This is a genomic window from Paenibacillus sp. FSL R7-0345 (genome assembly GCF_038595055.1).
Lineage (GTDB): Bacteria > Bacillota > Bacilli > Paenibacillales > Paenibacillaceae > Paenibacillus_AQ.
In genome coordinates this window covers 3671110-3696612 of record NZ_CP152002.1, presented here as the reverse complement: position 1 = coordinate 3696612, position 25503 = coordinate 3671110, and the positions used below count along the sequence as shown (strand labels likewise).

Genomic DNA, 25503 nt, shown 5'->3' with positions numbered 1-25503 from the left:
GTGCAGTGCGTTTTCATCCTTCATCATCCTTTTTGAATTCCATCGGTATCTTGATTTTAATAATGGTTCCTGTATTAGAATTGCTACTTATACTCAGCTCGGCAGCATCTCTGTAATAAAGAGCAAGCCTCTGACGAATGTTGTTAAGCGCAAACCCTGAATGCTCAACGCAAACCGAGTTATCTATTCCTGTATCTACTAAAGAAGTGTTAAATCCTTGACCATTATCTTGTACTTCTATCTGTAATATATCCTGTTGTTGCTCAATACATATACGGACAACCCCTCCACCCTGAAGATCCTTGAAGCCGTGCAATATACTATTCTCGACTAGTGGCTGCAACAATAGTTTTAGTATGGGCAGCTCTTCAGATTCTTTATCACAAATAATCTCATACACGAACAAATGGGCATAACACAGCTTTTGGATCCGCAAATATTGAGTTACATTCTCCAATTCTTTGCCTATGGTCGTCATCTCTTCCCCGCTATTTAATCCTGTACGGAACAGAATAGACAAAGACATAATCATTTCTCTCACATCTTCCTGCTGCCCCGAATGCGATTTCCATAGAATAGTGTTCAAAGTATTATACAGAAAATGTGGATTAATCTGCGCTTGTAATGCCTTCATTTCGGCTATCCGCTCAGCCTGCTCCGCAGCCATCCGTTCTTGTATTAGCATCTCAACCCGATCCAGCATACTATTGAAGCGCAAACCGACATGGGTAAGTTCATCTTCATAGCGTCCCTCGAATCGAATAGACAGATCTTCCTGTTCCACCTTCTTCATTACCGATTGCAGATGGTTCAAAGGACGCAGCAACATACGGGTCAGCTTGCCAGACATGAACATTGCTAGCAGTGCAAACAGAAAGATTGTGCTTAAGGTAACCCACTGTATGAGCTGGACATCTTTAAGCAATGTATTTCGGGATATTAAATGGACCATCATCCAATTATCAGGGAAGGATACTGTAGAGTAATTTACCAAATAACGTGTTCGGTTAAACGTGTATTCAAAATGTCCTTTTTCATTTACCAGCCGCTGACGAAATTCAGGCTCTGCAGCTAGTAATCTGCTCAACTCATCCGTCTCAAACGCCAACTGGTTATTCTCGGTGAATACAATTAGCCTCGCATCTCCGCTGTTTTTAAGCAGATAATCGCTCAGAATATCATCACTAACGTTAACTACAACGTGAACATTGGAAGTATTCTGAATAATAGGTACAAACAACAGACTCAGCACTTTATTCCGGCTTTCAAACAGATCATCCTCATGCGATTCCACCCAGGCAGGAAGCCGGTACTTCTCCAGCAACGGGTAGATAAGGCTATCTTCAAAAGAGGCTCCTTTCAGACGCTCTTCGTTACTGGAGTAGAACTCTCCAGCAGGTGTTTTAATAAAAATAGACGTAATGCCCGGTTCAACGAGCTTCATCTGAAAAATCGGGGTCTGCAGTGATTGATTGAGCTTGAAATGGTTAAAATAATCCAATTGCTTGTTACTGGATGTGCTAAGGATTAATTGATTAAACTGATCGCTTGACATGAAGGTTAGAACAGCTAACCGGACCTTACGAAGCTTTTCCTCCAATGCCTGGGCTGACTTGTCAATCATTCCCTGATTAAGCTGGTAGGACTTACTTTCCAGGATACCGGCCGCAATGAAATACGAAGTGCTTCCGCTAACAACCAGTGCAGTTACTGTTAGCAGGATCATTGAGATTCTTATCCGTGCCTTGAAGGTGGTTGTGTATAGCCATTTCATCATTGTAAGACACTCCCGCAGCTTATTATCCACCCGTCTCGTCTTCTCTACAGAAATAACAATAGAGAAGCCGCATTTCGGCTCCTCCATTATATTTCATTCTACTTCATTTCCAAATACCTTGTGTACGCTTCATTATAAATTCCGAGATATTCTTCAACGCCCAATTTCTTCAGCTGCTCTTTGTAAGCTGCAAAGTTTGCAGCTACATCCTCGCCGCCCATCACCCATTTTTGCGTTTTCTCAGCGAAGAATGTATCGATTTGCCCCTTAAGTTCGCCAATGCGTTTCTGTTCTTCTTCTGTGAAGTTAAGTGTAGGAAGAGTATAATCTGCCGAAATAAAGTTTCCATCTTGGTAAGCCTTGACTCCTTTTAGAGCAATTTCATTAGTCCATTGCTCTTCATATGAGAAGTCTTGCCAAGCGCCCATTTTAGGCAGCTGTGCACCGAACTTCTCCACCAGATAACCGTTGACAGCTGGTTGACTCAGTACATCATCTGTAAATATCGGTTTGCCGTCAACCAGAGTATACGTATCGCCTTCTAGACCGAAGTTGAACAATCTCCGTCCCTCTTCTGTCCACCAGAAGTCAAAATATTTCATTGCTTCTTCCAAATGCTTGCTCTGTGCGGAGATTGCCCAGCCATAGCCGCTAAGCTTAGCGCGCATTCCCACTTCAAATACTTTGCCGGATGCACTGGCCGGTGGAGCAAATGGGATCAGGTTAATGTCAGGAACTTGCTCCTTCAAGCTGTTGTTAAAATTGGATGTGCTCGCAAACCAATCGTGAGTTGCACCAGCCGTATTGTTGCCGAGCAATGCTTCACGCGCTTTAGCACGGGTGTAAATTTCCTTGTCTATCAGTCCTTCCGAGTACCATTTGGCAATATTACTGATACCGGTTTCAAATTGATCCTCATAAGGACCGAAGACAATTTTGTTGTCTTTAATATAGAAGGTATGGAATGCATCCCACAGCGGAAGCAATGAGAATACTCCTACAACATTGTCACGCTGGAAATAAGGTACCTCATCCTTTTTTCCGTTCCCATTGGGGTCCTTGTCTCGGAAGGCCTTCAGAACTTCATAGAATTCATCGACTGTTTTCGGCTCTTGCAGTCCCAGCTTATCAAGCCAATCCTGGCGGATAAACCACCCGGTAGAAGCAGTACCGTCCGCGACGAAGGGAACCACATAGATATTGCCATCCGGAGTAGTAATCGCTTTCTTTACATCCTCGTTTTCATCAAGGAACTTCTTAAAATTCGGGGCATATTTGTCAATTGCTTCATTCAGGGGGGCGAGTGCGCCTTGATCACCAATTGTGTTAAGGTCAGCTGTATAATAGCTGATAATATCAGGGATTGTACCAGAAGCCAGCATCAAATTATACGCTTGCTTCTCCTCTCCACCCGCTGAAGCCACGTTATTCAACGAGATGTTGGTCAGCTCCGCCGCCTTTTTTAACACAGGTGCATCCATTTTGACTGTACCGGTATTATCAAAGTAAAATATATCTAAATTAAGCGCTTTCTCACTTGCCAAATAAGAATTTCCTGTTGATCCTTCTGTTGCTGTAGCTTCCGGCGATGCTTGGGTATTTCCTGGTTCTTGGGAAGCATTGTTGTTGCCACCGCAAGCCGATAGCAAGGAGCCGCCCAGGAGCAGCATCGAAAGTACGAGTAACGATTTTCTTTTCATTAATATTCCCCCTTTGTTCTTATAAAATTTCTTAGAATCTTTATATCAAAACGGGATTGCAGGCACAACCCCGTCCGGATACCTTCCTTAGCCTTTCAAAGATCCAATCATAACGCCTTTGACAAAGTATTTCTGGATGAATGGATACACGATAATGATCGGCAGAATAGCAACAATAATCGTTGCATAAATTACGGTTTCCCCTGTACTAAAGGCAATATCATTCATCATGCTCTCAGATGGCTTCATTTGCACGACAAGCCGGTTTAAAATCAGCTGAAGCGGAAATTTGTCTTCACTTCGCAGCAGCAGCATAGACCAGAAAAATCCGTTCCAGCGTGCCACTGCGTAGAACAGCGCGATGGTCGCCAGTGAAGCCTTGGACAGCGGCAGCACCAGCTTCATCATAACTGCGATATCGCCCGCGCCGTCAATTCGGGCTGCTTCCTCTATCTCTTCGGGGATCGATTGGAAGAAGGTTCGTAGAATAATGAAGTTGAACGTATTCAGCCCAAACCCAATAACAATTCCCCACCGATTATCGAGCAGTCCCAAATCACGGAAATTCAGATACATGGGAATCATTCCAGCGCTGAAAATCAGTGTAAATGAGATCAGCATATTGATGGCTACGCGGCCCTTCAATCTTTTTTTAGACAAGGCATATGCTCCCGCAATAGTCAAAGCCATACTGGTCAGTGTACCCGCAACAGTGTAAAAGATTGTATTGGCGTACCCCATCCAAATTCCTTTTTCATTAAATACAGCATTATAAGCTTCCATTGTAATTCCTTTTGGAAACAGAAGCACCTGGCCTGTGACCACCGCCTGCGGCGAACTAAATGAAGCAGACAGCACATACAGGAATGGATACAAGGTACAGCAAGCGAACAAACCTAGAATTAAATAGTTGAATCCATAAAAAATCTTCTCTCCACGACTCTCCATCATTTGCATTCACCTACCATAAGCCAGATTCTGTATACTTCTTACTTAACTTGTTAGCAACAATTATAAGGATAAATCCGATTACTGAATTGAAAAGCCCTACTGCTGCAGCCATATCATATCTGCCGTTTACTATCCCTTCGCGGTATACGTAAGTACTGATAACATCTGCGGTAGCATATGTTACTGGTTGATACAGCAACACGATGGCTTCATATCCCACATCCAGCAAGTGCCCAACCTGCAGAATCAGCATAATCATAATTGTCGGCAAAATACCAGGAATTGTCACATTGAGTGTACGCTTCCATTTGTTTGCTCCATCGATAACCGCTGCTTCATATAGTTCTTGGTTGACCCCCGAAAGTGCAGCTATATAGATGATTGCCGAGAATCCTGTGCTCTGCCAGATACTCATGGAGTTGAGAATTGTCCTGAAGTAATCAGCAACAGCCAGAAAATATATCTTCTCTCCTCCCAGCTTATCAATAATGATATTGATCAACCCGTTAGTCGGGGCCAGGAAGTTAGTGACAATACCCGCAACGATGACCACTGAAATAAAATGCGGCATATAGGTGAAGGTCTGTACCGTCTTTTTGAAGAAGGAATTCTTCACCTCATTGAGCAGTAAAGCAAAAATAATTGGTGCGGGAAACACGAACAGCAACGTGTAAAAGCTAATAATCAATGTGTTCTTAAGCACACGCAAGAAATTCTCACTCTGTAAAAAATCCTGAAAATGCTGCAGCCCAACCCATTCACTACCTGAAATCCCTTTGAAAACGCTATAGTCTTTAAACGCAATCTGAATGCCATACATTGGTTTGAATACGAAGATGGCATACCATGCGAGAAAAGGAACCAGCAGCAAATACAGAAACCAATCACGCTTGACTAAGGCCCATGCCCGATTCAGCCTGCCTTCTGTCTTCGTGCCTTGGAGCTGAACTTCAATGTTGGTACTCACTTTCTCAAAGCCTCCTTTGAATGCTTTTGTTTCATGTCGTGAATTTATTCTATCACGGCAATTTAAACTCGCAGAGGCAAAATCCTATGGCTTTTGTATAGAAAAACAACTTTCTTATTAACGGTAATTAATGTAGAAAGCTTTTCCTTTCGAATAATAAAAAGACGTCCGCAGTTCCTCCGGTGGACCGGAAGCTGTTAGACGCCTTGATTAAAAAAGTAACCTATATTACACAACCACCCGGGCTTCACATGGAATTGAATTTAAATGTGTTCTATAGAATTGATCAGTAAATTTACAGAACGCTTGGTCGCCTCCGATACACTTAAAACAGAACATGTCTCAACTAAATGATGGAGTTCAAATGTCAGCCAACCGGAATAGCTAATTTCGTTTATAGTTTACAAAAATTCCCTCGTGTCTATATCACCTTCATTAAACTGGACTGAAGGGACCGGCCCTCGTTGATTACGTAGATGAACAGCGTGTATCCGCTCAGAGTAGTCACGTATCCACGAAATAGGATCGTACCCTGCAACATGAGCCTACCCTGTATCAATGCATAGTTTCACCTCATTTCCAGCAAATTCTGTTACCGATCGAAGATCACCTTCGGCGAGCGGCTTTGTTGCGCCGTGATTGTGAAAACAACATACAATACCGGAAGCTCTCGCTATTTCATCAATTCTTGCAATATTTTCACCTTGTCGTTTTAAATCGTCATCGGTCTTTACTTCTGGTGCGGACCACCCGCCCTTAGGATCGGCGTTTAGCAGAAGTGTAGTTACTGTAAGCAGGAAAGCCGATGCCCATTGTATGGAGTGTCTGATGGCTTTACGGAGAGGTTTCTTTCAACTGTCAGGTATCCGATAATGTAGGTATAATCAGCAAAACCACAACCGAATATGCGGTTGCAAACGGATGGATCTGCTGCCAAGGAATTCATTCCGGTTAAAAGGATGGCTTCCTTTACCTGGCCACTATCTAGAATTTCCAGTACCGATCGGTTTAAGCCGGAGTTCTTTTTCACACCCTGATTCACACGTCCCCAGGAGCGTTGCCCTGTGATTAATTCATACTCCCCGCTGACATGAGTAAAAAGTGTCAATTGGCAGTTTCCGAGCAGGAACCATGGGTCATCCGACAATTTCACTCTGTTCCCGTTAGATAAAGTGGAAGAATAGGGGATTCTACCGATGTAATTGAAACAAGGCAATCCCTCTGCATCCTTCATCCAATAACCTATTTTGTTGTTCACTGCAGGGGAGATGCTTGAATTGCTGGATGAGTGCAAACCTGCTTTCACTTTTTGCTGATTTATATCATTCATTTTCTTATCAACCCTTTCGATTCTTTCTCAGCTATTATTATATTTGCAGCAACATCCGATATCTTCATCTCTATTTCAAAACACTTGCACTATCTTCAGGTTTAATTAAATGATGGTTAAAGTAATATAGACAAAAAAATAAAGCCCTTGTGTGTTGTGTAAGGGCTTTACCTTATTAGAGATATCTTTTAAATCGGTCAAATCATTCTACCATAGTAGAGTATGTTTGCCCAAAAGGCGAGTAATGGCTTCAATAAAGAAATAATCTCCATATAAAATTGGAACGTCGAAATCACCGTTGCGGCTATGGTAGGCGGCAACCCCTCCAGCTACAATGGAATCTTCATCTGAATTCCAATTACAAAATTTCTCATCGATGTTCTGCAGAATAGCTATGGCTGAGTCAGTGTAGAATGTTTTCTCCAGTTCTGGCACCCATTCGGCAATTTCTAGCAGGCCACAGGCAGCGCATACTCCAGCCGTTGTATCCCAGTAGACCGGGCTTTTCGGTGCTCTGAAATCAACTAGCGGCACATAGCCGGTGACTGACACATTTGCGATAAAATAATGCGCAATCCGCTTGGCGGCATTTAGATACCGCTCGTCTTTAGTATGGCGGTAACTGAGTGCAAAGCCGTACAGCGCCCAACTCTGGCCACGCGACCAGGATGAGCCTGAAGCGTAGCCCTGTCCTCCCGGCGCTTCAACAAAATCCCCGTTCTCGGGATCAAGAACAACGATATGGTTGCTGGAGCCGTCTTCACGAATCGCCCGGTTCAGTACAGTATCAGCATGGTCTCTAGCTACATATTCAAAACGGGGATCATTCTGTTCCCGGCTGGCCCAGTACAGAATCGGAATATTCATCATGCTATCAATGATAATCCAGCCTGTACAATCATCGTTCCAGGCACGAATGAACTTCCCCCGCGGATTATACCGGCCGGCGAGCAGATTCGCAGCATGAATACCGCGCACCTTGGACCGGGCATTACCGGTCAGACGATAGCTGGCTACTGCCGAATGCAGCCACATGAACCCTACGTCATGGTGCAGACCCTCGAAACCATCAAATGCAGCATCCAGCTTCAGTTCTACACCTTCTGCAGCTAATCTGTATTTCTCCAGTCCAGTCGCTCCATACATCTGCCACAACATACCGGGCCAAAAGCCGTTTGTCCACCAATAGATATCCTTTTCCGCCATATCTACTTTATAATGGCCATCCTCTGGAATGTATGGGATTCTGTCACCAATTCTATCGCACTCCGCCGACATCTTGGACTCAAGCTTGCTCCAGACCTCGCTTAGCCATTGCTCCACACCAGGATTTTTCACGATTATGCTCTCTCCTTGTATTTGGGATTACTGCTTCTGGCTCCAATGTACCCTGACCACAGGCAATGGACAAGTCACCAAAGTTGAACCCCAAAGACCAAATCGGAAATCACACCCCGCTACAAATTAGGGTATTCTCGTTCCCCTTCAGGATCTGGAAGCTTTCTTGCCTGCTCCCGATACTCAAATGTAGTCAAACCCACGTTTTTTTTGAAGGTGTTATAAAAATACTTGATGTTGCCGTATCCAACCTCTTCTGCAATAATCTTCGCAGTCTGATCGGTTTCTCTCAGCAGTTGCTTAGCTTTATCCAGCCGCAGATTAAAGATATACTCTGTAGGTGAACAACCGTAGACGTCCTTGAACAGCCTTCTGATGTAACCCGCCGAAAATCCGACATGCTCGGCCAATGACTCAACTGACAGATCGAAGCGGTTGTAATTCTGCTCAATATAGTTTGTGGCAGTTTGGGTAATTCCGACTCTTTTCTCGCGTTCTTCTTGGTTCTTGTAATGGACTCGCTTCTCAATTTCCAGCCTCACCAGCTGAAGCTTTCGCTCAAGCTCATTTGCTGACAAAAGCTCCTGATCCAGCGTAATCAAACGAAGCGGCTCCGCCCCATCCCCCTTCTCATCAGGCAATGGTATGCGTTTGATTGCAGAGCCCAATTGGAGCAGACTTAAATGAAGCTCACGAACCGTCCCCTTGGCAATCTCCTGGATAAATTGATTCAACAGTTGCACTGCCCGTTCTTGTTGACCACCACGGACGGCGTGAAGCAAGAGCGCCTCTGTATCAAATGGATACTCTCCTTTGTGGGTCTCACGGTTCACAATTTCGGCGTACTCAATAACTGACCTACTGCCTAACAACGTTTGATACTCACTTGCTGCAAGAGCTTGTCTATAACTGAACTTTAGTTCTTCCACACGATTAATTATGGAACCAATACCAATACAGAGGGTTGCACTATTCTTAAGCCGCGACTCTAATCGCATTAACTCTTCAGCAAGTTCTTGCTTCAGCTCGGTAACGTACTTCTCCTCCCAAATCTCGGTGTTAACAACTATAGCGGCCAGATTATCACCGCACAGCACACCTTCACAGACAAGGCGATTTCTTATTCGCTCCTTAATCGGTGCAAGCAGGCTCAATGTCAGATCAGAGGACTTGATGTGGGCTCCGCCTATTCTTAATACAAATACTATTAAAATTCTATTGGGAAATATTTGTCTGACGATACCGGCCAGAGAATCCTCCGAATGGAAAGGAGTCATACCAAATGTGATTAAGCGGTATATTAGTGCTTCTCTTATTACTTCCGAAAACGCAGAAGAATCTTTATGGTTGACCATTTTGCTCCTCCTTACCCCAGTGTGTGAAGCATCTCCGGCAGGATCTCATAGCGCAAAGTATGGCCTTTCATAAAAGCCTCGCATTCTTCCAGCATATACTCCCCCATCCGGGCAACCTCGTTGCTGATGCTTCCGGAGATTCTTGGTGTCAAAATTACATTCTTCATAGCAAAGAAGGGATGTTCAGTCGGAAGCGGCTCAGGCTCTGTAACATCCAGCACGGCGGTTAGTGTCTGATTCTCACGGAGAACAGCAAGCAGATCTGGCGTTGGAATTTGCGGTCCCGCGCCGGTATTAATCAGGGTTGAATAGTCATTCATTTGGCTCAAGTATTCATAATGAATCAGCCCTCTTGTTTCAGGGTTATCTGCCAGGTGATTTGAAATAACGCCACAAGTGCTAAAGATCAGATCAAGTGAAGCCCGGGATGCTCCTAAAGCTGCCGCATCTTCATCAGATAGAAAACGGTCGTATACCAGCACGTCCAGATCAAACGGTTGTAACAGTTCAATTACCTTGCGGCCGATGCGCCCGGCGCCAAGGATACCTACACGGGACTCAAAATTCCCTTCAAACCGGCCCGCATAGGCTTTTGCCGACGCGTAGCCATCTTGTCCATATTTATGAAATGTAGGAATTGCCCCCTTGTTCGCAAGCAAAATATGCGCAAGCGTAAATTCAGCTACCGGCACCGCATTAGCAGCCTGGGAGCTGAATACGCGAATGCCACAATTAAAGAACGGCTGTGCAAAAAACTTAACTGTTCCTGCTGCATAGAATACAGCCTTTAATTTCGGAAAGTAGGTTTGGATCTCCTGCTCCGTTAGCTCTCCAATCCCCCATGAAGAGAACAGCAATTCTGTTTCTGCAAGTGTATCGGCCATCTCTGACATCCTGTTCCGGTCCAGAATCTCTGGTGAAATCTCAATTAGATTAGACAACCTCTCTATCGTGTACTCGTTAAACACCTCATAGAATGTAGCTTGACTGAACGCAGGACTTGATCTATCTGCAAAAAATATCCCCTTCATGGAAGGCTCCCTCCGATTGGTCCGCCGATGTTAACGGCATATTGATTCTCAAAGAAATAAAGACATCCGCAACAATACGGATGCCTTCATTTGTAATTGATGAGGAACTGAAAGTCAAGGCTAAGCCTGTATCCAAAACTACGAGGTTTGTGACAATGATGCGACAGCCCACGCAGAGAGCGTCAGACCAAGCTTAAGCACTCCGTTCTTATCCGCCGTGAGTTTTCGCTCGGACAAACGGTTCGCGTAATCCTTTAGTTGTCTAATCTGCTCTCGGCTAGGCGATTGCGGAGCTCCCATCTCATTCCATAGCTTGATCGCTACACCATGATCACTGTCCAAAATCTGCAGCACAAGCTCGGCACCTGGTGTTACTCCTTCAACAAGCAGCTCGAATGATCTGTCTGTACCTGTGGCCTGAACCTCCTGAGCTACCGTCTGATTCGGATATGATGAAATAGGGACAGTTCCCCCATAACCCACGGGATAGTTATAGAACAATCCGCCCAACCTACCCTCATCCGTCTTGGTCAGTATATACCCCTCTCCACGTCCAATCTCCTGATTGCCGAGTTGATGAAGGAAGCGGTACGCGTGGAACGTCGGCTTCCGCACACCCTGCAGCGTCAACATGCCGAAGCCGCCGTGGAAGGCAGAAGGCCCCGCCCCGACTTCCTCAAACACATCTGTAAACACCCAGTACGACAGCGAGTCAATCCGATCCGAGTTCTCCAGGTTTGTCTTGATGACGTAGGCAGCCGCCGGCAAGTAATCATGACTGTAATCGCGCGAGGTAGGGCTGCTGCTCCATTCCGTCAGATGTATCTCGACCTCTGGATATGCGCTGCCGGCAATGACCGTCCGAAGCCATTCAATATCATCCTTGGTTGAACCGGCATGACGGGAGCGTCCGGCATAATTGCCAAAGCCATCCAATGCAAAATCAGTCGGATACGGATGAGTGGAGACAAAATCAACCGGCAGCTCCTTCTCTGCGCAGAAGCAGAGGAAATCCTCGATCCAGACACCCTTCCAGCTTAAAGCATCCAAATCTTCAGTAACCAATGTCAGGTGCTTCGACACATCCTCTACCTCTCCGTCAAAGCGGCTGTCCGGCACAAAATTACTCGTTGCCGGTCCGCCGACACGAAGCAGCGGATCAATCGCCTTAATTGCCTTCACTGATACTTCATATAACCGGAAGTACTCCGATTTGGTCCCACCCCAAAATGCCGGAAGATTCGGCTCGTTCCAGATTTCGAAATACCAGCGGCGTATCTCTTCATCTCCATAGCGCTCCCGCCAATGCTGCACACAACGCGAGACGAGCTCTCCCCATTTGTCATAATCATTGGGAGGGGAGATGTTGCCCTTCCACCAGAACTGCGTCTGCTCCGTAGAAGCCAAATCAAGGGGCATGAAGCCGAATTCCACGAACGGACGGATTCCACGATCAAGCATTGCATCAAAAAGCTTGTCTACATATTGAAAATTGTATATCTCTGTATCGTCAATTACCCGGTACACATGCATATCATCATGCAGCAAACCATGAAAACGCAAATATCGGAAGCCGCACTGCTCCACAGCCTCGCTCAGATGCTCTTGCCAATCTGCACGGAGCCCTTCGTTTGCACGTCCCGCTCCCACACAGGCCGACCAGATATGCTTCAGGGGCTTTGATGTTTCTTGTAAATTAATCTTCATCTAAAGTTCCTCCATCTTTTCTTGTTGGTTCTGACCCAGGCAACCCTGAGTGCTCCGCAAAGCCAGAACTCGAATTCTGACAGTAAACGACTTCTCCCGGTCGAAGACGGTCACTTCAGTCTTGCCTTGTCCTGCCGCTGTTACACGAACTTCCGAATCAACCGATGCAACTTCCGGAACCCTTGTCTGGAAGCCCAGCCCGGAAGAAGGCAACTGCTCATAACCGCCATAGCCATCGGACCGAATGACCGCAATTTGTCCGATCTGTGCAATAGCCAAAGTCAGCTCATTCCGCTCCACATACGTTTCACCGGCGGGTAACGGGCCGGTATGAACATAGCGAAACCAGTCAATATCTACAAATCCATCCTCGGCCCCATTATTGAACGTGTATATCCCTATATTGTCGCCACGGTATCCGCCCCACCGGAGCGAGTAATCTTCTCCGAGAGGCTCGAAGCGTTCGCCATCGGTACTCGCATAGAAAGCCGCGGCTGCTTGAGCATTTACTGTTGTGCGGAGCCAGAGCGAAGATTGATTTACCGGCAGGGCTTCCTTAGCGTAAATTACACGGCCATTGTGCTCCCATTTCAGCCGAAGGCATCCATTCTGCTTAATGACGGATATTGCTGCATAGTCTGTCCCTCCGTTAAAATGGGTCAGCCCCGCTTCCTACCCGTCCTCCATACCCGGCAGCTCCAGTCGTATGTCATATTGGGCTGACGGTGAAAGCATGTACCGCTGGGCCAACGTATTGCCTGCGCTGAAGAAATCACCGCTGCGAAGCTGGTGAAATGCCTTCAGCCTCAAGTATCCCGTTCTCTCGTTCAGAGACCAATACCCTTCACGGGGCTGGTGGTTCCAATACCAGCATGGCGACATAACCCCGCCCGCAAATCATCGCTGCCTTGTGGAATACACACCGGAAAGCCCTGGACCGGCTTAGCATGGCGACGCACCATTTCTCCGGTCGGCATGCCGTTCTCCAGCTCACCCATATACGGCCAATCGTTGAGCCAATGAACAGTAACCAGATGAACCCGTCTGCCGGCAGCTCCCCCGTCATCATATTGCCCCAGGAAATACCACGCTCCTTCGGGAGTATCAACAAATCCGCCTTGAGATGGAAACTGATGTCCTAGTAAAAACACCTCATAGCGCCCGATGTCACCAGGACCGCCTGGAGTACCGTCTTCCTTTGTCCCGTATAAATGCCGTGACCGCTTGCCATAACCGCCGCGACCTGCGGGGCTACGGCCCTGGAAATCAACGTTGAACAGATAGTAATACCCGTTTCGTTTGAAGATTTTATTGCCCTCGGTCCCCTCAATCTGATAAAATATCATCCCGCTGTCTGGAAGATTATCAACGTCCGCGTCCAGCAGTCGGGTTCCATCAGGACTCATCCGGAATAAATACAGCGAATGAGTTCCCAAGTAAGCGGCAGCAAGATAGGCCTGTCCGTCATCGTCCCAGAATGCATCAGGATCCGTCCACGGCTCGATTCGAAGCGGCCTTCCATACTGATCCTCCAATTGGCGCGCATCCCATGGACCCGAAGGGTCCTTCGCTGTTGCCCTCCAGAAGGCTTCACCCCGGTAGCAGTTGACGAACACCCAGAATTGTCCGTCATGATAATGCAAGGAGGGCGCAAACACACCGGCACCGTAATTATTCATCCGGTCCCAGTTAAAATGCGGACCCAGCTTGGAGACATCCTCAAGGGCGTGCCCGACCGTCTCCCAATTCACAAGGTCCTTGGAATGGAGAATGTCCACCCCTCCCGATTGCTGGAAGGTTGAGACAGCCAGATAATAATCTTCGCCAACACGCATCACGTCAGGGTCACTGTAATCCGCCGGCAGGACCAGGTTACAATAGGTCCTGTCCCCCTGGTCTCCCCAGAGCCGCGGATAACCACCATTCAGGAATATATGACCATCTCTCAACGCTTGAACATCCCTTCAACCGTATACTCGATACCTGCCTCAAGCCGCACTTCATGTACATCTTCGGACAAAGCGACGGATTCCAGCACAGCCCCGCTCTGCTCCCGGATCAGCTCAATTAGACCGGATCGGACCTGCTGCCGCGCAGACAGCGAAGGACGAATCCGGGCTGTGAACCGGCCGACCGGTGACCATTCAATATCAACCTCACACCCCCCACGCGCTCTGAGACCCGTAATCCTTCCTTCATTCCAGGCCTTAGGCAAGGCGGGGAGAATGTGAATTACGTCCGAATGGCTCTGGAGCAGCGCCTCTGCTATTCCCGCTGTGGCTCCAAAATTGCCGTCAATCTGGAACGGTGGATGGTTGTCGAACAGATTCGGTAGTGTGGAGTGACGCAATAGCGCGAGCAGATTCTGATAAGTGGTCTCGCCATCCTCCAGACGCGCCCAGAAATTAATAAGCCATGCCCGGCTCCAGCCGGTATGACCCCCGCCGTTCTCCAGCCGGCGTTCCAGCGTAACGCGGGCTGCCTGACTCCATTCAGGGGTTGTACGCGGCGTAATTTGTGCACCAGGATAGAGCGCAAACAAATGGGAGATATGCCTATGCCCCAGCTCAGCCTCTTCATAATCTTCCATCCATTCCATAATCTGGCCATGCTGCCCCACCTGAATGCCTGGAAGACGAAGCTTCGTCCCGGCGAGAAGCTCCCGGAATTCCTCGTCGATCTCCAGAGTTCTGGCAGCCTCAATACAGCCTTCGAACAATAAATTCAGAATTTGGCTATCCATTGCCGGCCCGATACACAGCGTGCCTGATTGGCCGTTTGGCAGAATATAAGTGTTCTCAGGAGATACGGACGGACTGGTAACCAGCCTTCCGTCTGGAAGCTCTGTCAGGAAGTCAAGAAAGAAGCTGGCTGCTTCCTTCATTGTCTCGTAGGCCTTCTGCAGAAACTCCCGGTTTCCGCTAAACAAATAGTGCTCCCATAAATGAGTACACAGCCATGCGGCCCCCATTGGCCAATAAGTAGCCGGTAAATACACGTCCTGCGGCGCTGTGTCTCCCCATAGATCCGTATTATGGTGAGCTACAAAGCCGTCGCAGCCATACATCACCTGCGCCGTTCGGCGCCCGGGCTCACGCATCCGTTCAATTAAATCGAACAGAGGTTCATGACATTCAGCCAGATTGCATATTTCAGCAGGCCAATAATTCATTTGAGCATTAATGTTGATGGTATACTTGCTGTCCCACGGAGGACTCAGATGTTCATTCCAGATTCCCTGCAGATTGGCGGGAAGTGAACCCGGACGGCTGCTTGCAATGAGTAGGTATCGCCCGAATTGAAAATACAGAGCCAATAGTCCCTCATCCGTACCGCCTTCTGCGACCTGCTTCAGGCGTACGTCGGTCGGCATTGCTTCAAGTTCAGCCTTGCGCTGGCCAAGCTCAATTAAAATCCGGCCAAACAGTCTGCCGTAATCCTCCAGATGCCGGCTAAGCAGCTCGCCATAGGAAAGTTCAGACGCATGCTTCAATAGCTCCCTGCATGCTTCCGCCGGATCTTCGCTGCGGTAAGAAGTGGCCGTAGCGAGCTTAATAACCACACTATCCGCCTTCTCGACAACCAGCGTTTCACCGAGAAGCTGCACGGTACCGCCCTCGGTCTGTGCATGGACTGCAGCAGCATATCTGACTCCGCCTTCTCCGCCGGCTCGCCCGTACATCTGCAAGGTATGCTCATCCAGGCGGGCTATACCATCCAGATGCCGGTTACGTACACCGCCTAACCGGATATCCGCAGATATCGATCCGGGTGTATCGGCACCCAGCCGGATAACGATAACTCCATCGGGGTAGGAGGCGAACATCTCGCGACGGTACTGTATGCCGTCTTGGCAGTATTGAATTCGCACAACGCCCTTCTCAAGATCCAGCTCGCGACGGTACGATTCAGGCTCTTCCTGTCCAGCTCGCACATTCAAATGCAAGTCGCCTAGTGGCATATAATGCCGCTGGGATTCCGGAATGCCGGATAAAGACAATGCAGCGAGGCGCTGCGCTTCCTGCGGCCGCCCTTGAAGAAGCAGCTCCCGGATGCGCGGAAGCTGCGTCAATGCATCAGGATTATTGCGATCAGAAGGTCCCCCGTACCACAGACTGTCCTCATTCAGTTGAATGCGCTCTGCATCTATACCGCCAAAGATCATTCCACCCAGCGTACCATTTCCGATCGGGAGCGCTTCCTCCCAAATATGGGCCGGTTGCTTGAACCACATGGTCAAATTCCCCACATCTGTCACCTACTCCACTGTTTTTTCTTTTGGTGCCCCAGCAAGCAGAGCACTATTACATTACTCCTAAATTACCATGCCATTCCTAAGCTGTGGGGTGCAAATATCGAATCCATCGGTATGTTCTTAATAAGAAGCATTTTGTTGAAGATAGACCCCTTCGTCCTCTTTGAAAATCGGTAATATTGTGATACTAAATTCAATATCCTTCTCTTTCAACTGATACTCGTCTACCAGTTCGACAATACAGGATGCAGAACCAATGCCGCTCATCTTGTAGTCCAGGTGAACGTAAGTCTGTTCTCTCTCCTTCAATTCATAATTATGCTTCGCTTGTTCAAGATCCTGCATGCTGTATTTGGACGCATTGAACGAGAACGGTTCATCCGTATAGAACATAAGCCCCATCCCCAATGAATTGGAGACAATCGCCCACTCTGTATCATAACGCGATCCGTTTTCCTGCGGCATAATGTAATCCTCATGCATTTGCTTGACCTTATTTTCGTAACGTCCTCTTCGAACACTGTGCTTTTTGTCTACATAGCTTTCGTGAGGTCCGAGTCCGAAGTATTCCACCTCATTGTTCCCCTTCGGCATCGTGATCTCGAGACCAAAGCGGGGAAGAAAGACAAAATTTTCTCTTACCTTCACTTGAATGGAGGAGACAATAGTACCGTCGGCTCGAACGGACCAGGTCGTCGTTCCGCGCATTACCGTATTCCGGTTGGAGGCGGCAAGACTGAAGCTGACCGTAATTTGTACCAGAGAGCTGCTGATCTGTTCCCATTGGCACTCGTATATCTTTGTCTGAACCCGGTCATATCCTTCCGCACGCCACTTATGGACGATGTGCATATCATTGTCAATTGGCGCCCGCCAGATGGAGTAGGTGATTGGCGCATCCAGCATCTCCAGCCCATGGCGGGCAATGCCAACAAAGGTCCCCAGATCCAGGCTGAAACGGTAGCGGAAATCAGACCCTTGCAGAACAAGGAAGCCGTTCTCTTCTTCCGCATCAAGCTGATGGTGGACTGTTTTTTTGATGATATTATTTAGAAGCATCCGCCGGGCTGGCGCAGCTGAAGAAAATTGGGCAAAAGCAACCTCGTGGCCAATCTCTGCCCACGCTGTATCCTGATTAAGCCTGAAAGAAAGCGTAACCTGAGAATATCCTTGATCACTCGACAACGTATATGGCAATTGAATCGGTTCGCTCTGTCGAGCCTTGACGTCAAGACTCCAGATGTTTCCTTGCTCCTTCAGTATTCCTTCCCGTTCGATTTTCCAATGCAGGGAAATATGCGAGAGATCAACGAAATCATAGTAATTGGAAACCTCAAAGATACCGGCTTCCAGGTCTTTAACGCTCACGCGTACTGGAGCAATAATCTGTTTGAGCTCCAGCAATCCGGTATGCGGGGTACGATCCGGGTAAACAAGCCCATCAATACAGAAATTCCCGTCATTAGGCCGATCATCATCACCCAGATCGCCTCCATAAGCATAATAGGACTGGCCATCCTCAGTCTTTACCAGCATTCCGTGGTCACACCATTCCCAGACACAGCCGCCCATCAGTTTGGGATACTTGTAGATAACCTTCCAATAATCATTGAGGTCACCCGAGCTGTTGCCCATAGCATGACTATATTCACACAGGAACATTGGCAGTGTATTTTTGTCATCTGCCGCGTATTCCTCCAGATCCTGCACGGTTGCGTACATCTTGCTCTCCATATCCAGACAGGAGATGTCGGAATGTCCCAGCATTTCAGGAGCCGTACATTCATAGTGAATAGGTCGCGAAGTATCTCTCTCCCTCGTCCATTTAGCCATGGCAATGTGATTAAGGCTGTAACCGGATTCATTGCCAAGCGACCAGATAACAACTGACGGCTGATTTTTGTCCCGTTCGACCATACGGACGGCACGCTCTTTAAAAGCCTCAAGCCATAAGGGGTCCGCCGACAGATAATGAAACGAGCCATGCTTAAATTCATAGGCTTGTCCTGTTCCATGGCTCTCTAGGTCAGCTTCGTCCATGACATAGAAGCCGTATTCATTACATAATTCAAGGAAACGGGGATCATTCGGGTAATGCGAAGCCCGAATTGTATTGATATTATGACGCTTCATAACGAGCAGATCCTCACGCATAGCCTTCATTGGAATGGTTTGTCCAAGCTCTGGATGCGAATCGTGCCGGTTGACTCCTTTTAGCTTGACAGGACGGCTATTGATGAGGAAGACCCCTTCTTTCACCTCAACCGTGCGGAACCCCACCTGAAAAGTTAATAACTCTTCACCCGCCGACACATATAAACGGTAAAGGACAGGATTTTCGGCGCTCCAGAGCTCAGGGTAGTCCACATTCATCTCCAATGTTCCTGATGCGGCAATAGAGGCTGCAGATTCCGCAATCAATGTGCCCGATGCATTATAGAGCCTGGCCGTTACTTCAAGCGGTCCGGTCGTCTCAACGTCCGTAAGGAGTGTAGCCCTTCCATAGTCGGAGGTGTGAATCTGGCGGTTAAACACATCTCTTATATGATGCTTGTCCCTGGCCAGCAGGTACACATCCCGAAAAATACCGTTGAAGCGCCACATATCCTGATCTTCAATGTAGGTTCCATCACACCATTTCAACACCAGAACGGAAACGTGATTAACACCGGAACGCAGATAGGAGCCTACATTGAACTCTGCCGGCATACGGCTTCCTTGACTGTAACCGACAAATGTACCGTTGATCCATAAATAAAAGCAGGAATTGACGCCTTCAAATACAATAAACTGCTCTTTATTGGCTTCCCACGTGGAAGGCAAATTGAATTTGCGGGTGTAAAATCCGGCAGGATTACTATCTGGTACAAAAGGCGGGTCATTGGGAATCGGATAATGATAGTTAAGATAATGCATTTGATCATAACCGTGAATCTGCCAGCAAGACGGTACAAGTAACTGATCCCATGTACTGCTGTCCGTGCTCTCCAGATAAAGAGGTTCATGTACGTCACTAATGCTGTTAAAGTATTTAAACTTCCATACACCGTTGAGTGATTGATAATAAGGGGACATGCCCCTTCTTTCGCTCGCAGCCTCGCTCTCACTTGAATATGGAATATAGTATGACCTTGCTGGTTCACGATTGATCTGAAGGACAGTTAAGTCCTCCCAATATTTATTTATTGGCAACATTAAAGTCTCCTCCTATGTGTGATATGCTTCAATTTTATCTGTAGGACGAGATTTGAAACAGGAGTCATTAAAGACAAACCATAGTAAAAAACGGACATTGCATACTAATACACCACGGGATTTATATTGAAGCTCGGGTAAAAGTAAGATACTATTGCCTCATGAGGTGATACTGGTGGAGATGTTAAATCAAAGAAGTAATGGAAACTACTCATTTGAGGAAGGCTTACCCATTGCTGTTTATACAGTAGGAACAGAATTACAACTGCCGATTACCAGACTGGAGGGCTACTCGGCCCATCAGTTATTATTTACGTTTTCAGGAACAGGAAAATTCAGACTTCTTGGACAAGAGCATTGGGACATTTTGCAGCCGGGCTCATTGCTCTATGTACCTGCTAAACTTCCTAATGAATATCGTCCACTCTTTAACACACCCTGGCATGTCGGTTATGTCAGCTATCTGGAAGGCGCTGAAGGCATGTTAAAGAGCTGGGGCTTTGGTGCACAGCCCTTCACTTGTAGCTTACAAAATGTTGCTGAATTCCTTCCATTTATTCACGACATATGGATGAACTCCGGGCTTGATCCTAAGCCATGGAAGTCAACAGAAATGCTCATTCTCCTGTGTCTGAAGCTGTTAAAACAGATCCATCGGAACAGACATGGTCAGCAATCTGTATCGTTTAGAAAAGTTCAAGAGACCGTTGTCGAGAGTACCATTCGTTTTATGCATGATCATTTGGGGCGCCGGATTACAATGGACGAGCTGTCTGAGCATGCGGGATACTCTTCAAAGCAGCTCACTCGTATTTTCCAACAAGAAATGCATCAGACACCAACAAGATATCTTCAAAATTTTCGATTAAAAACGGCAAACTTACTCTTAATCGACAATCCAGAATTGAATGTCCGCCAGGTTGCAGCTACTGTTGGACTGGAGCCGGTGTACTTTTCGAAATTGTATCGCCGTTATTATGGATATACCCCTTCCCTTACTCCTGCTCCAACCAAACAGGATCTGGATTGATTCAAAAAAGACATATACAGAGCTGTAATTCTGATCGAATGCAGCTTCGAATATGTCTTTATCATTCAATTCAAAGTTGGCTGTCACTAAAGTTTAATATATCATGAAGCCAACTTAGTAACAGACTTACAGTTCAACTACTGCCTTAATAACCCCTGATTCAGGCTTGAGCCAGACCTCAAATTCTCCGATCATATCCTCGAAGGTGGAGCGATGCGTTAGATAGCCGCCGAGATTAACATAACCTGCAGATACCATTTTATTACCAAATAATAGATTTTCTTGATAAAAGGCATTAATTTTCACTTCATGCCTCACTAAATGTTTATTATTAACCAATAGCCTATTTACCAATTTTTCTACACGAGTAAACTAAACATAGAGTAATCATCAAACGCGCTTGCAATAGCATAATGACCAGTTATAGATTCAATATAAAACATGCCCCAACGTTCTTCGTAAACTTCCAGTATGGTTTTTCCAGACCATCCTCCACCTATACTTGCCACAGCATGAGCAATCTCGCCGTATTTACTTTTCACATACCAGACTAATTCTTGCAGATTTGCATAGTTGGCCGTATCACTTTTGAGAGTAATTAATCTTTGACATCCTCATTTTTGATATGGGATTTTCAATCTTCAAGACTTTTCCGATAACGACTAGGTAAGAAAACTTGTGCAACTGCCTCCAGTTGTTTAACCTTTAAGTGATAAATCCTTCCTTTAATTGTAACTTTACAAGAAGAATGAAATGTATGGCAGTACTTTAAAACCCCATGTTAAGGGAATGCTTACACAAGCAAATGAAGGCTGTTATGCAAGAATACGTTGATTGTTTTAATAATAGCAACGAGGATATCTTGCTTTCTCTCTTCGCTGATAATGCAAGAATTGAAGAAGCAGTTGGTATATAAATATTAGAAGGAAAAAAGTCCATCACTTCTTTTTTTTCAAAAAACTATAACTTTTGAGAGTAGTATTGAGATTGTCAAGACTTATAATGATTCGGATAAAATTGTAGATAATGAAAGCTTAATGGGGTCCAGAAGATATCAAAGAAGTAAAAACTTTTTTTGCAAACCAACACCTCTTAGAGCTTAACTGACCAAAAATGATTGAATGGTGCAGAAGTTGCTGCGTCGTCCGGGGCATCGGGAGAAGTCCGATTAAAACCGCCGTCGCGACCATGCGGCAATTCAATCGAGTTAAGGCTTCCGGCATCTGAAATGTCTGCCACCGTTATTACCCAAGCCAAAGAGTTGATAGGATTTAACTCCCACTGTCTTTCATAAACTTCTCACATCGACAGCAATTAAAATTCATAGTACATGTGCAATTAATACTTACTTTATAGATGTTTATCAAATCGGCAATAGTACCATGTTCTTGTCCATTATCGGCAATGGGATCAAGTTCTTGTCCTGAGAAAAGGACAAGAACTTGGTCCCATAAAACAGAAAACCCGCACTGGGCGCGGGCTCTTATGGGACTATGTTCTTGTCTTCCTACATCTAGCCACCCCTGTAAATGTAAGTTAGTAAGGCGTACACTTGGTGAAGTTAACGCCTTACTAAGGTTATTTTTTGCTTCCACCGGGTTACACACCTCAAGAATATGATAATTCAAAACCAATGAGTACAGCCCCATGGCAATGTCATGGAACCTCCGGTTTATTTTTGAGTTGGACCCTTCCAGGACATCATCCCGCCACGAAGCTCCGCTACATTAGGATAGCCTTTTCTAACTAACAGCTTTGCGGCCTGTTTGCTTCGCAGCCCACTCTGACAATACAGCAGTACTTTACAATTTTTAGGGATATCATCAATTTGCTGCGGAAGTTGGCTAAGGGGAATGTTTACTGCTCCTTTAATATGGCCACGCTTATACTCATGTACTTCTCGAACGTCGATCACCTTGTTTCTCTTGGCTTCACTCTCAAACTGTTCCGGAGTCAAAACGTGCAAACCTTTTACTGGCACGAATTGTTTGTATAAAATCCAAATTACTAATGACAATAGAATTAAATATAATATTTTATCCATTTTTCTTCTCCCGTCCTCCACTCCATTTAAAAGCCACAATAAGTGTAGATTAATAACTGCATGTATGCTCATAACCTTCTGCCTCGTGGTTTCGTGGAAGAAAGCAACCTTTGACGGCATAAAGTTTAGTAAATCCCCTTCTTGCCAAAATCCTGGCCGCTTTTTTTCTTTGCAGCCAGTTACGGGAGAAAATAATCACTCTGTCCTCTGGAGATAGGTCTTTATTCCATACAACGGGCAGCCGTCCAACTGAAATGTTGATAGAGCCCGGTATGTGCCCCTCGCGGTACTCATTCGCATCCCTAACGTCAAGGATTTTCGCGTTAGCCCCTCGGTCATCCAGTATAGACCATTCCTTGCGATTCAAATAGGTAAGAGTCGGAACGGGCAAAAGCTGTACGGATATCCACCATAACACTATTACACCTGCTGTATAGACAATGGTCATCTAGGTATCCTTTTCCTTTCCATTTTAATTACTCTCATTTATCAGTCCCTGACAAGTTTACTGGTCCATTCATTTAACCCGCCAGTCATGTTAACCACTTTATATCCCTTTTCATGCAGCAGTTCGCAAGCCAAACCGCTTCGATTTCCGCTACGACACATAATAATGATTTCCTGGTCGAGGTCTAACTCCTTTTGCCGTTCAACTAATTGGCTCAACGGAATATGTTTAGCTCCTTCAACATGTCCCTCTAACCACTCTGCTAATTCGCGGACATCTAATAAGTTCAGCGACTTTCCTGTTTCTATTTGTTCAGCAACCTCTTGTGCTGTAATCGAGCTTGGTATTTTAAATGCCATTTTTAACTTCCCCTTTCCTGTTTTCTATCCATTATACTAATACCCCTATGGGTATTATAGCGCGACACTGATCTATTATCAATACTTCACAATGGTAAACACGCTTATCCGTTAATGAAAAGGCAGCAACTGCTTAAAACCACAACTGCTGCTCCATATCTTTGGTTTGATTTATTCGCGTACCCTTTTGTCAGTCCATGCACGGAGACCGCCGGTCATTTTTATTACCTTGAATCCCTTATCGTTTTGAAGCTCACAGAAATTCTGCATTCATCTGCTTTTAACAAGCAATTCCACGGCTTCTTTGACCAGTTTTCCTGGATCGGGATTACCGTTGGCTTGTTCTTCTAAAATACATTGCTGCAGATTCTCCGCCACAATTTGAGCAAGCGCCCTGTCTGTGGCATTACGAATCGCTGACAACTGTGATACAACCTCTTTGCAAGACTTGCCTTCCTCCATTAACCTCAGCACGCCGCGTATCTGTCCTTCGATCCTGCGCAAGCGGGTTTTAATTTCGTTGGGATAATTGTATTCCACTTCTGTTCATCTCCTCTTTTAAACAATACCTATACAGGTATAGTATAGAGCAAAACCATTGAATGTACACGCATATTCGATACCCTCCAGAAGTTAGACCCAGCTTGTTTGCGCCGTGCGGCATCATCCAGCAGAACATACCATTTCTCCTAAAGGATAGAAGACCAAATCTTAATAGAGGTTAAGGAAATAAGGATGATTAAAGCATATCTCAGCACCTTTACATTCAATTTGGCGCTTATTGTTGAACCAAGCGGTGCACCGATCAAGCTGCCAATGACTGTAAACAGTGTCGGCCATAAAGGAATAGCCCCTCCGGTAATTTTACCAACCACACCGCCAATGGCTGAAATAAAGACAATCGCCAGTGAAGATGCAATGGTCGTACGTGCCGGAATGTGGAGCAGTGTGAGCATGACCGGAATCAGAATAAAAGCTCCTCCAGCGCCGACAATGCCTGAAACGATTCCGACTATAAACGCAGATACAATTGCAATGAAGGTATTAAATTGAAGATCCTTCCCCTTCTCTTCCGTTCCTTTGTTCGGTATCAGCATCAAGATCACGGCTAGAACAGCCAGGATGCCATAAATCAGGTTAATGATGTCCCCTTCAAGCATTCCGGAGACAAAACCTCCGATTAAACTGCCAGCCAATATGCTGGTGCCCATATATAAAACGAGCCGTTTGTTCACGAGAGAAGGCCCCGTTTTACTCTTTTTCCGGAAAGCCAATACTCCTGCTAATGAAGCAAAGAAAACCTGGAACATACTAATCGATGACACTTCATGCGCATTAAATTGGGCAGCACCGAGAAGAGAGGGCACATAAAGCAGCAGCGGATAGTTAATAATTGCTCCTCCGATCCCAAGTAAGCCTGAAAAGAAAGAGCCGATCAAACCAAGCGCAACCATGATGATCATTAGCAAGGGATCCATAATCTGCCTCCTTATCGTGTGAATTTGTTGTATACGATCCGTAAAAGTCAGGTTATAATCAAAGCATAGTTAACACATGGGAAATGAGGTATAAAAGTATGCTGATGGTATTAAAAAAATGGTTCACTGATACATGCCCTGTATGCCAGGACAGACTTCAAGCAGAGAGCAATCTCGCGTGCACTACCAAATCCTGTCCCCAAGGTCATTATAGAGAAGAAGCCTATTGTACACTTGGAGTAAAGGTTACCTATAAAGGCTTGAAATAAGCGAACACGCCTGATGTGTTCGCTTATTTTACTCTACACCTTTTTTACAAAAAATTTATAGATGCCATTGTCTTCTTCATGCTTCAAAAGTTCGTGCTTCGTCTGCTTTACCCATGCTTGAAAATCGTTAATGGAGCCTTTATCTGTAGACTGGACTTCCATAACTTGCCCGGATTCCAATCCGTCCAAAGCCTTCTTTGCTTTTACAATGGGCATTGGACATGCCATTCCTTTAGTGTCCACTACAATGTCTGTTTTCATTTTTATAT

The 25503-nt window shown here is 46.0% G+C and carries 21 protein-coding genes and 1 pseudogene; 1 reads left to right on the top strand and 21 read right to left on the bottom strand.

All coding sequences use genetic code 11. From position 1 onward, the window contains the following. Nucleotides 1–13: 13 nt before the first annotated feature. The 14 genes and pseudogenes from NST84_RS15635 to NST84_RS15570 form a co-directional block, all read right to left on the bottom strand. Nucleotides 14–1777 carry a sensor histidine kinase gene (locus NST84_RS15635; protein WP_342561110.1) on the bottom strand — a complete coding sequence of 588 codons (1764 nt, stop codon included), beginning with the start codon at nucleotides 1775–1777 and terminating at the stop codon, nucleotides 14–16. A 98-nt stretch (nucleotides 1778–1875) separates the two neighbouring features. Then, nucleotides 1876–3477, bottom strand: a complete 1602-nt coding sequence (locus NST84_RS15630; RefSeq protein ID WP_342561109.1) for an extracellular solute-binding protein — start codon at nucleotides 3475–3477, stop codon at nucleotides 1876–1878. A gap of 87 nt (nucleotides 3478–3564) precedes the next feature. Continuing rightward, nucleotides 3565–4428, bottom strand: coding sequence for a carbohydrate ABC transporter permease (locus tag NST84_RS15625; protein WP_342561108.1), 864 nt, complete (start codon nucleotides 4426–4428; stop codon nucleotides 3565–3567). A 10-nt stretch (nucleotides 4429–4438) separates the two neighbouring features. Then, nucleotides 4439–5395, bottom strand: a complete 957-nt coding sequence (locus NST84_RS15620; protein WP_342561107.1) for an ABC transporter permease subunit — start codon at nucleotides 5393–5395, stop codon at nucleotides 4439–4441. 784 nt (nucleotides 5396–6179) lie between these two features. Beyond that, complete coding sequence (locus NST84_RS15615; RefSeq protein WP_342561106.1) at nucleotides 6180–6725, bottom strand: hypothetical protein; 546 nt, start codon at nucleotides 6723–6725, stop codon at nucleotides 6180–6182. A gap of 207 nt (nucleotides 6726–6932) precedes the next feature. Further along, nucleotides 6933–8063, bottom strand: coding sequence for a glycoside hydrolase family 88 protein (locus NST84_RS15610; protein WP_342561105.1), 1131 nt, complete (start codon nucleotides 8061–8063; stop codon nucleotides 6933–6935). Between the two features lie 119 nt (nucleotides 8064–8182). Then, nucleotides 8183–9418, bottom strand: a complete 1236-nt coding sequence (locus NST84_RS15605) for a helix-turn-helix transcriptional regulator (RefSeq protein ID WP_342561104.1) — start codon at nucleotides 9416–9418, stop codon at nucleotides 8183–8185. Nucleotides 9419–9429: 11 nt separating this feature from the next. Further along, nucleotides 9430–10449, bottom strand: a complete 1020-nt coding sequence (locus tag NST84_RS15600; protein WP_342561103.1) for a hydroxyacid dehydrogenase — start codon at nucleotides 10447–10449, stop codon at nucleotides 9430–9432. A gap of 138 nt (nucleotides 10450–10587) precedes the next feature. Continuing rightward, nucleotides 10588–12156 (bottom strand): hypothetical protein, encoded by a 1569-nt coding sequence (locus tag NST84_RS15595; RefSeq protein WP_342561102.1) that lies wholly within the window; start codon nucleotides 12154–12156, stop codon nucleotides 10588–10590. Further along, entirely contained in the window at nucleotides 12157–12435 is a 279-nt protein-coding gene (locus NST84_RS15590) for a hypothetical protein (protein WP_342566560.1), read from the bottom strand. It lies immediately after the preceding gene. A gap of 117 nt (nucleotides 12436–12552) precedes the next feature. After that, nucleotides 12553–13038 (bottom strand): annotated as a pseudogene (locus tag NST84_RS15585) (hypothetical protein); the annotation flags it as partial. Next, on the bottom strand, nucleotides 12984–14105 hold the full coding sequence (locus NST84_RS15580) for a glycoside hydrolase 43 family protein (protein WP_342561101.1): 1122 nt from the start codon (nucleotides 14103–14105) through the stop codon (nucleotides 12984–12986). The gene NST84_RS15580 and the pseudogene NST84_RS15585, both read right to left, overlap by 55 nt. Beyond that, nucleotides 14102–16390 carry a glycoside hydrolase N-terminal domain-containing protein gene (locus tag NST84_RS15575; RefSeq protein ID WP_342561100.1) on the bottom strand — a complete coding sequence of 763 codons (2289 nt, stop codon included), beginning with the start codon at nucleotides 16388–16390 and terminating at the stop codon, nucleotides 14102–14104. The genes NST84_RS15580 and NST84_RS15575 overlap by 4 nt, the downstream gene beginning before the upstream one ends. A gap of 141 nt (nucleotides 16391–16531) precedes the next feature. Continuing rightward, the gene (locus NST84_RS15570; protein ID WP_342561099.1) at nucleotides 16532–19486 is read right to left on the bottom strand and encodes a glycoside hydrolase family 2 TIM barrel-domain containing protein; all 2955 of its coding nucleotides are present in this window, start codon (nucleotides 19484–19486) and stop codon (nucleotides 16532–16534) included. A gap of 301 nt (nucleotides 19487–19787) precedes the next feature. Between NST84_RS15570 and NST84_RS15565 the strand changes: the two genes are divergently transcribed. Then, nucleotides 19788–20636 carry an AraC family transcriptional regulator gene (locus NST84_RS15565; RefSeq protein ID WP_342566448.1) on the top strand — a complete coding sequence of 283 codons (849 nt, stop codon included), beginning with the start codon at nucleotides 19788–19790 and terminating at the stop codon, nucleotides 20634–20636. 126 nt (nucleotides 20637–20762) lie between these two features. On the opposite strand, the gene NST84_RS15560 is transcribed toward NST84_RS15565, so the two are convergent. From NST84_RS15560 to NST84_RS15530, 7 genes are all read right to left on the bottom strand, one after another. Then, nucleotides 20763–20942, bottom strand: a complete 180-nt coding sequence (locus tag NST84_RS15560; protein ID WP_342561098.1) for a hypothetical protein — start codon at nucleotides 20940–20942, stop codon at nucleotides 20763–20765. A 53-nt stretch (nucleotides 20943–20995) separates the two neighbouring features. Then, nucleotides 20996–21178 carry a hypothetical protein gene (locus NST84_RS15555; RefSeq protein ID WP_342561097.1) on the bottom strand — a complete coding sequence of 61 codons (183 nt, stop codon included), beginning with the start codon at nucleotides 21176–21178 and terminating at the stop codon, nucleotides 20996–20998. 1130 nt (nucleotides 21179–22308) lie between these two features. After that, entirely contained in the window at nucleotides 22309–22680 is a 372-nt protein-coding gene (locus NST84_RS15550; RefSeq protein WP_342561096.1) for a rhodanese-like domain-containing protein, read from the bottom strand. 489 nt (nucleotides 22681–23169) lie between these two features. Beyond that, nucleotides 23170–23487, bottom strand: coding sequence for a rhodanese-like domain-containing protein (locus NST84_RS15545; protein ID WP_342561095.1), 318 nt, complete (start codon nucleotides 23485–23487; stop codon nucleotides 23170–23172). A gap of 270 nt (nucleotides 23488–23757) precedes the next feature. After that, nucleotides 23758–24027 (bottom strand): metal-sensitive transcriptional regulator, encoded by a 270-nt coding sequence (locus NST84_RS15540; RefSeq protein ID WP_342561094.1) that lies wholly within the window; start codon nucleotides 24025–24027, stop codon nucleotides 23758–23760. Nucleotides 24028–24176: 149 nt separating this feature from the next. Further along, complete coding sequence (locus NST84_RS15535) at nucleotides 24177–24965, bottom strand: sulfite exporter TauE/SafE family protein (RefSeq protein WP_342561093.1); 789 nt, start codon at nucleotides 24963–24965, stop codon at nucleotides 24177–24179. Nucleotides 24966–25267: 302 nt separating this feature from the next. Continuing rightward, nucleotides 25268–25495, bottom strand: coding sequence for a sulfurtransferase TusA family protein (locus tag NST84_RS15530; RefSeq protein WP_342561092.1), 228 nt, complete (start codon nucleotides 25493–25495; stop codon nucleotides 25268–25270). Nucleotides 25496–25503: the final 8 nt, after the last annotated feature.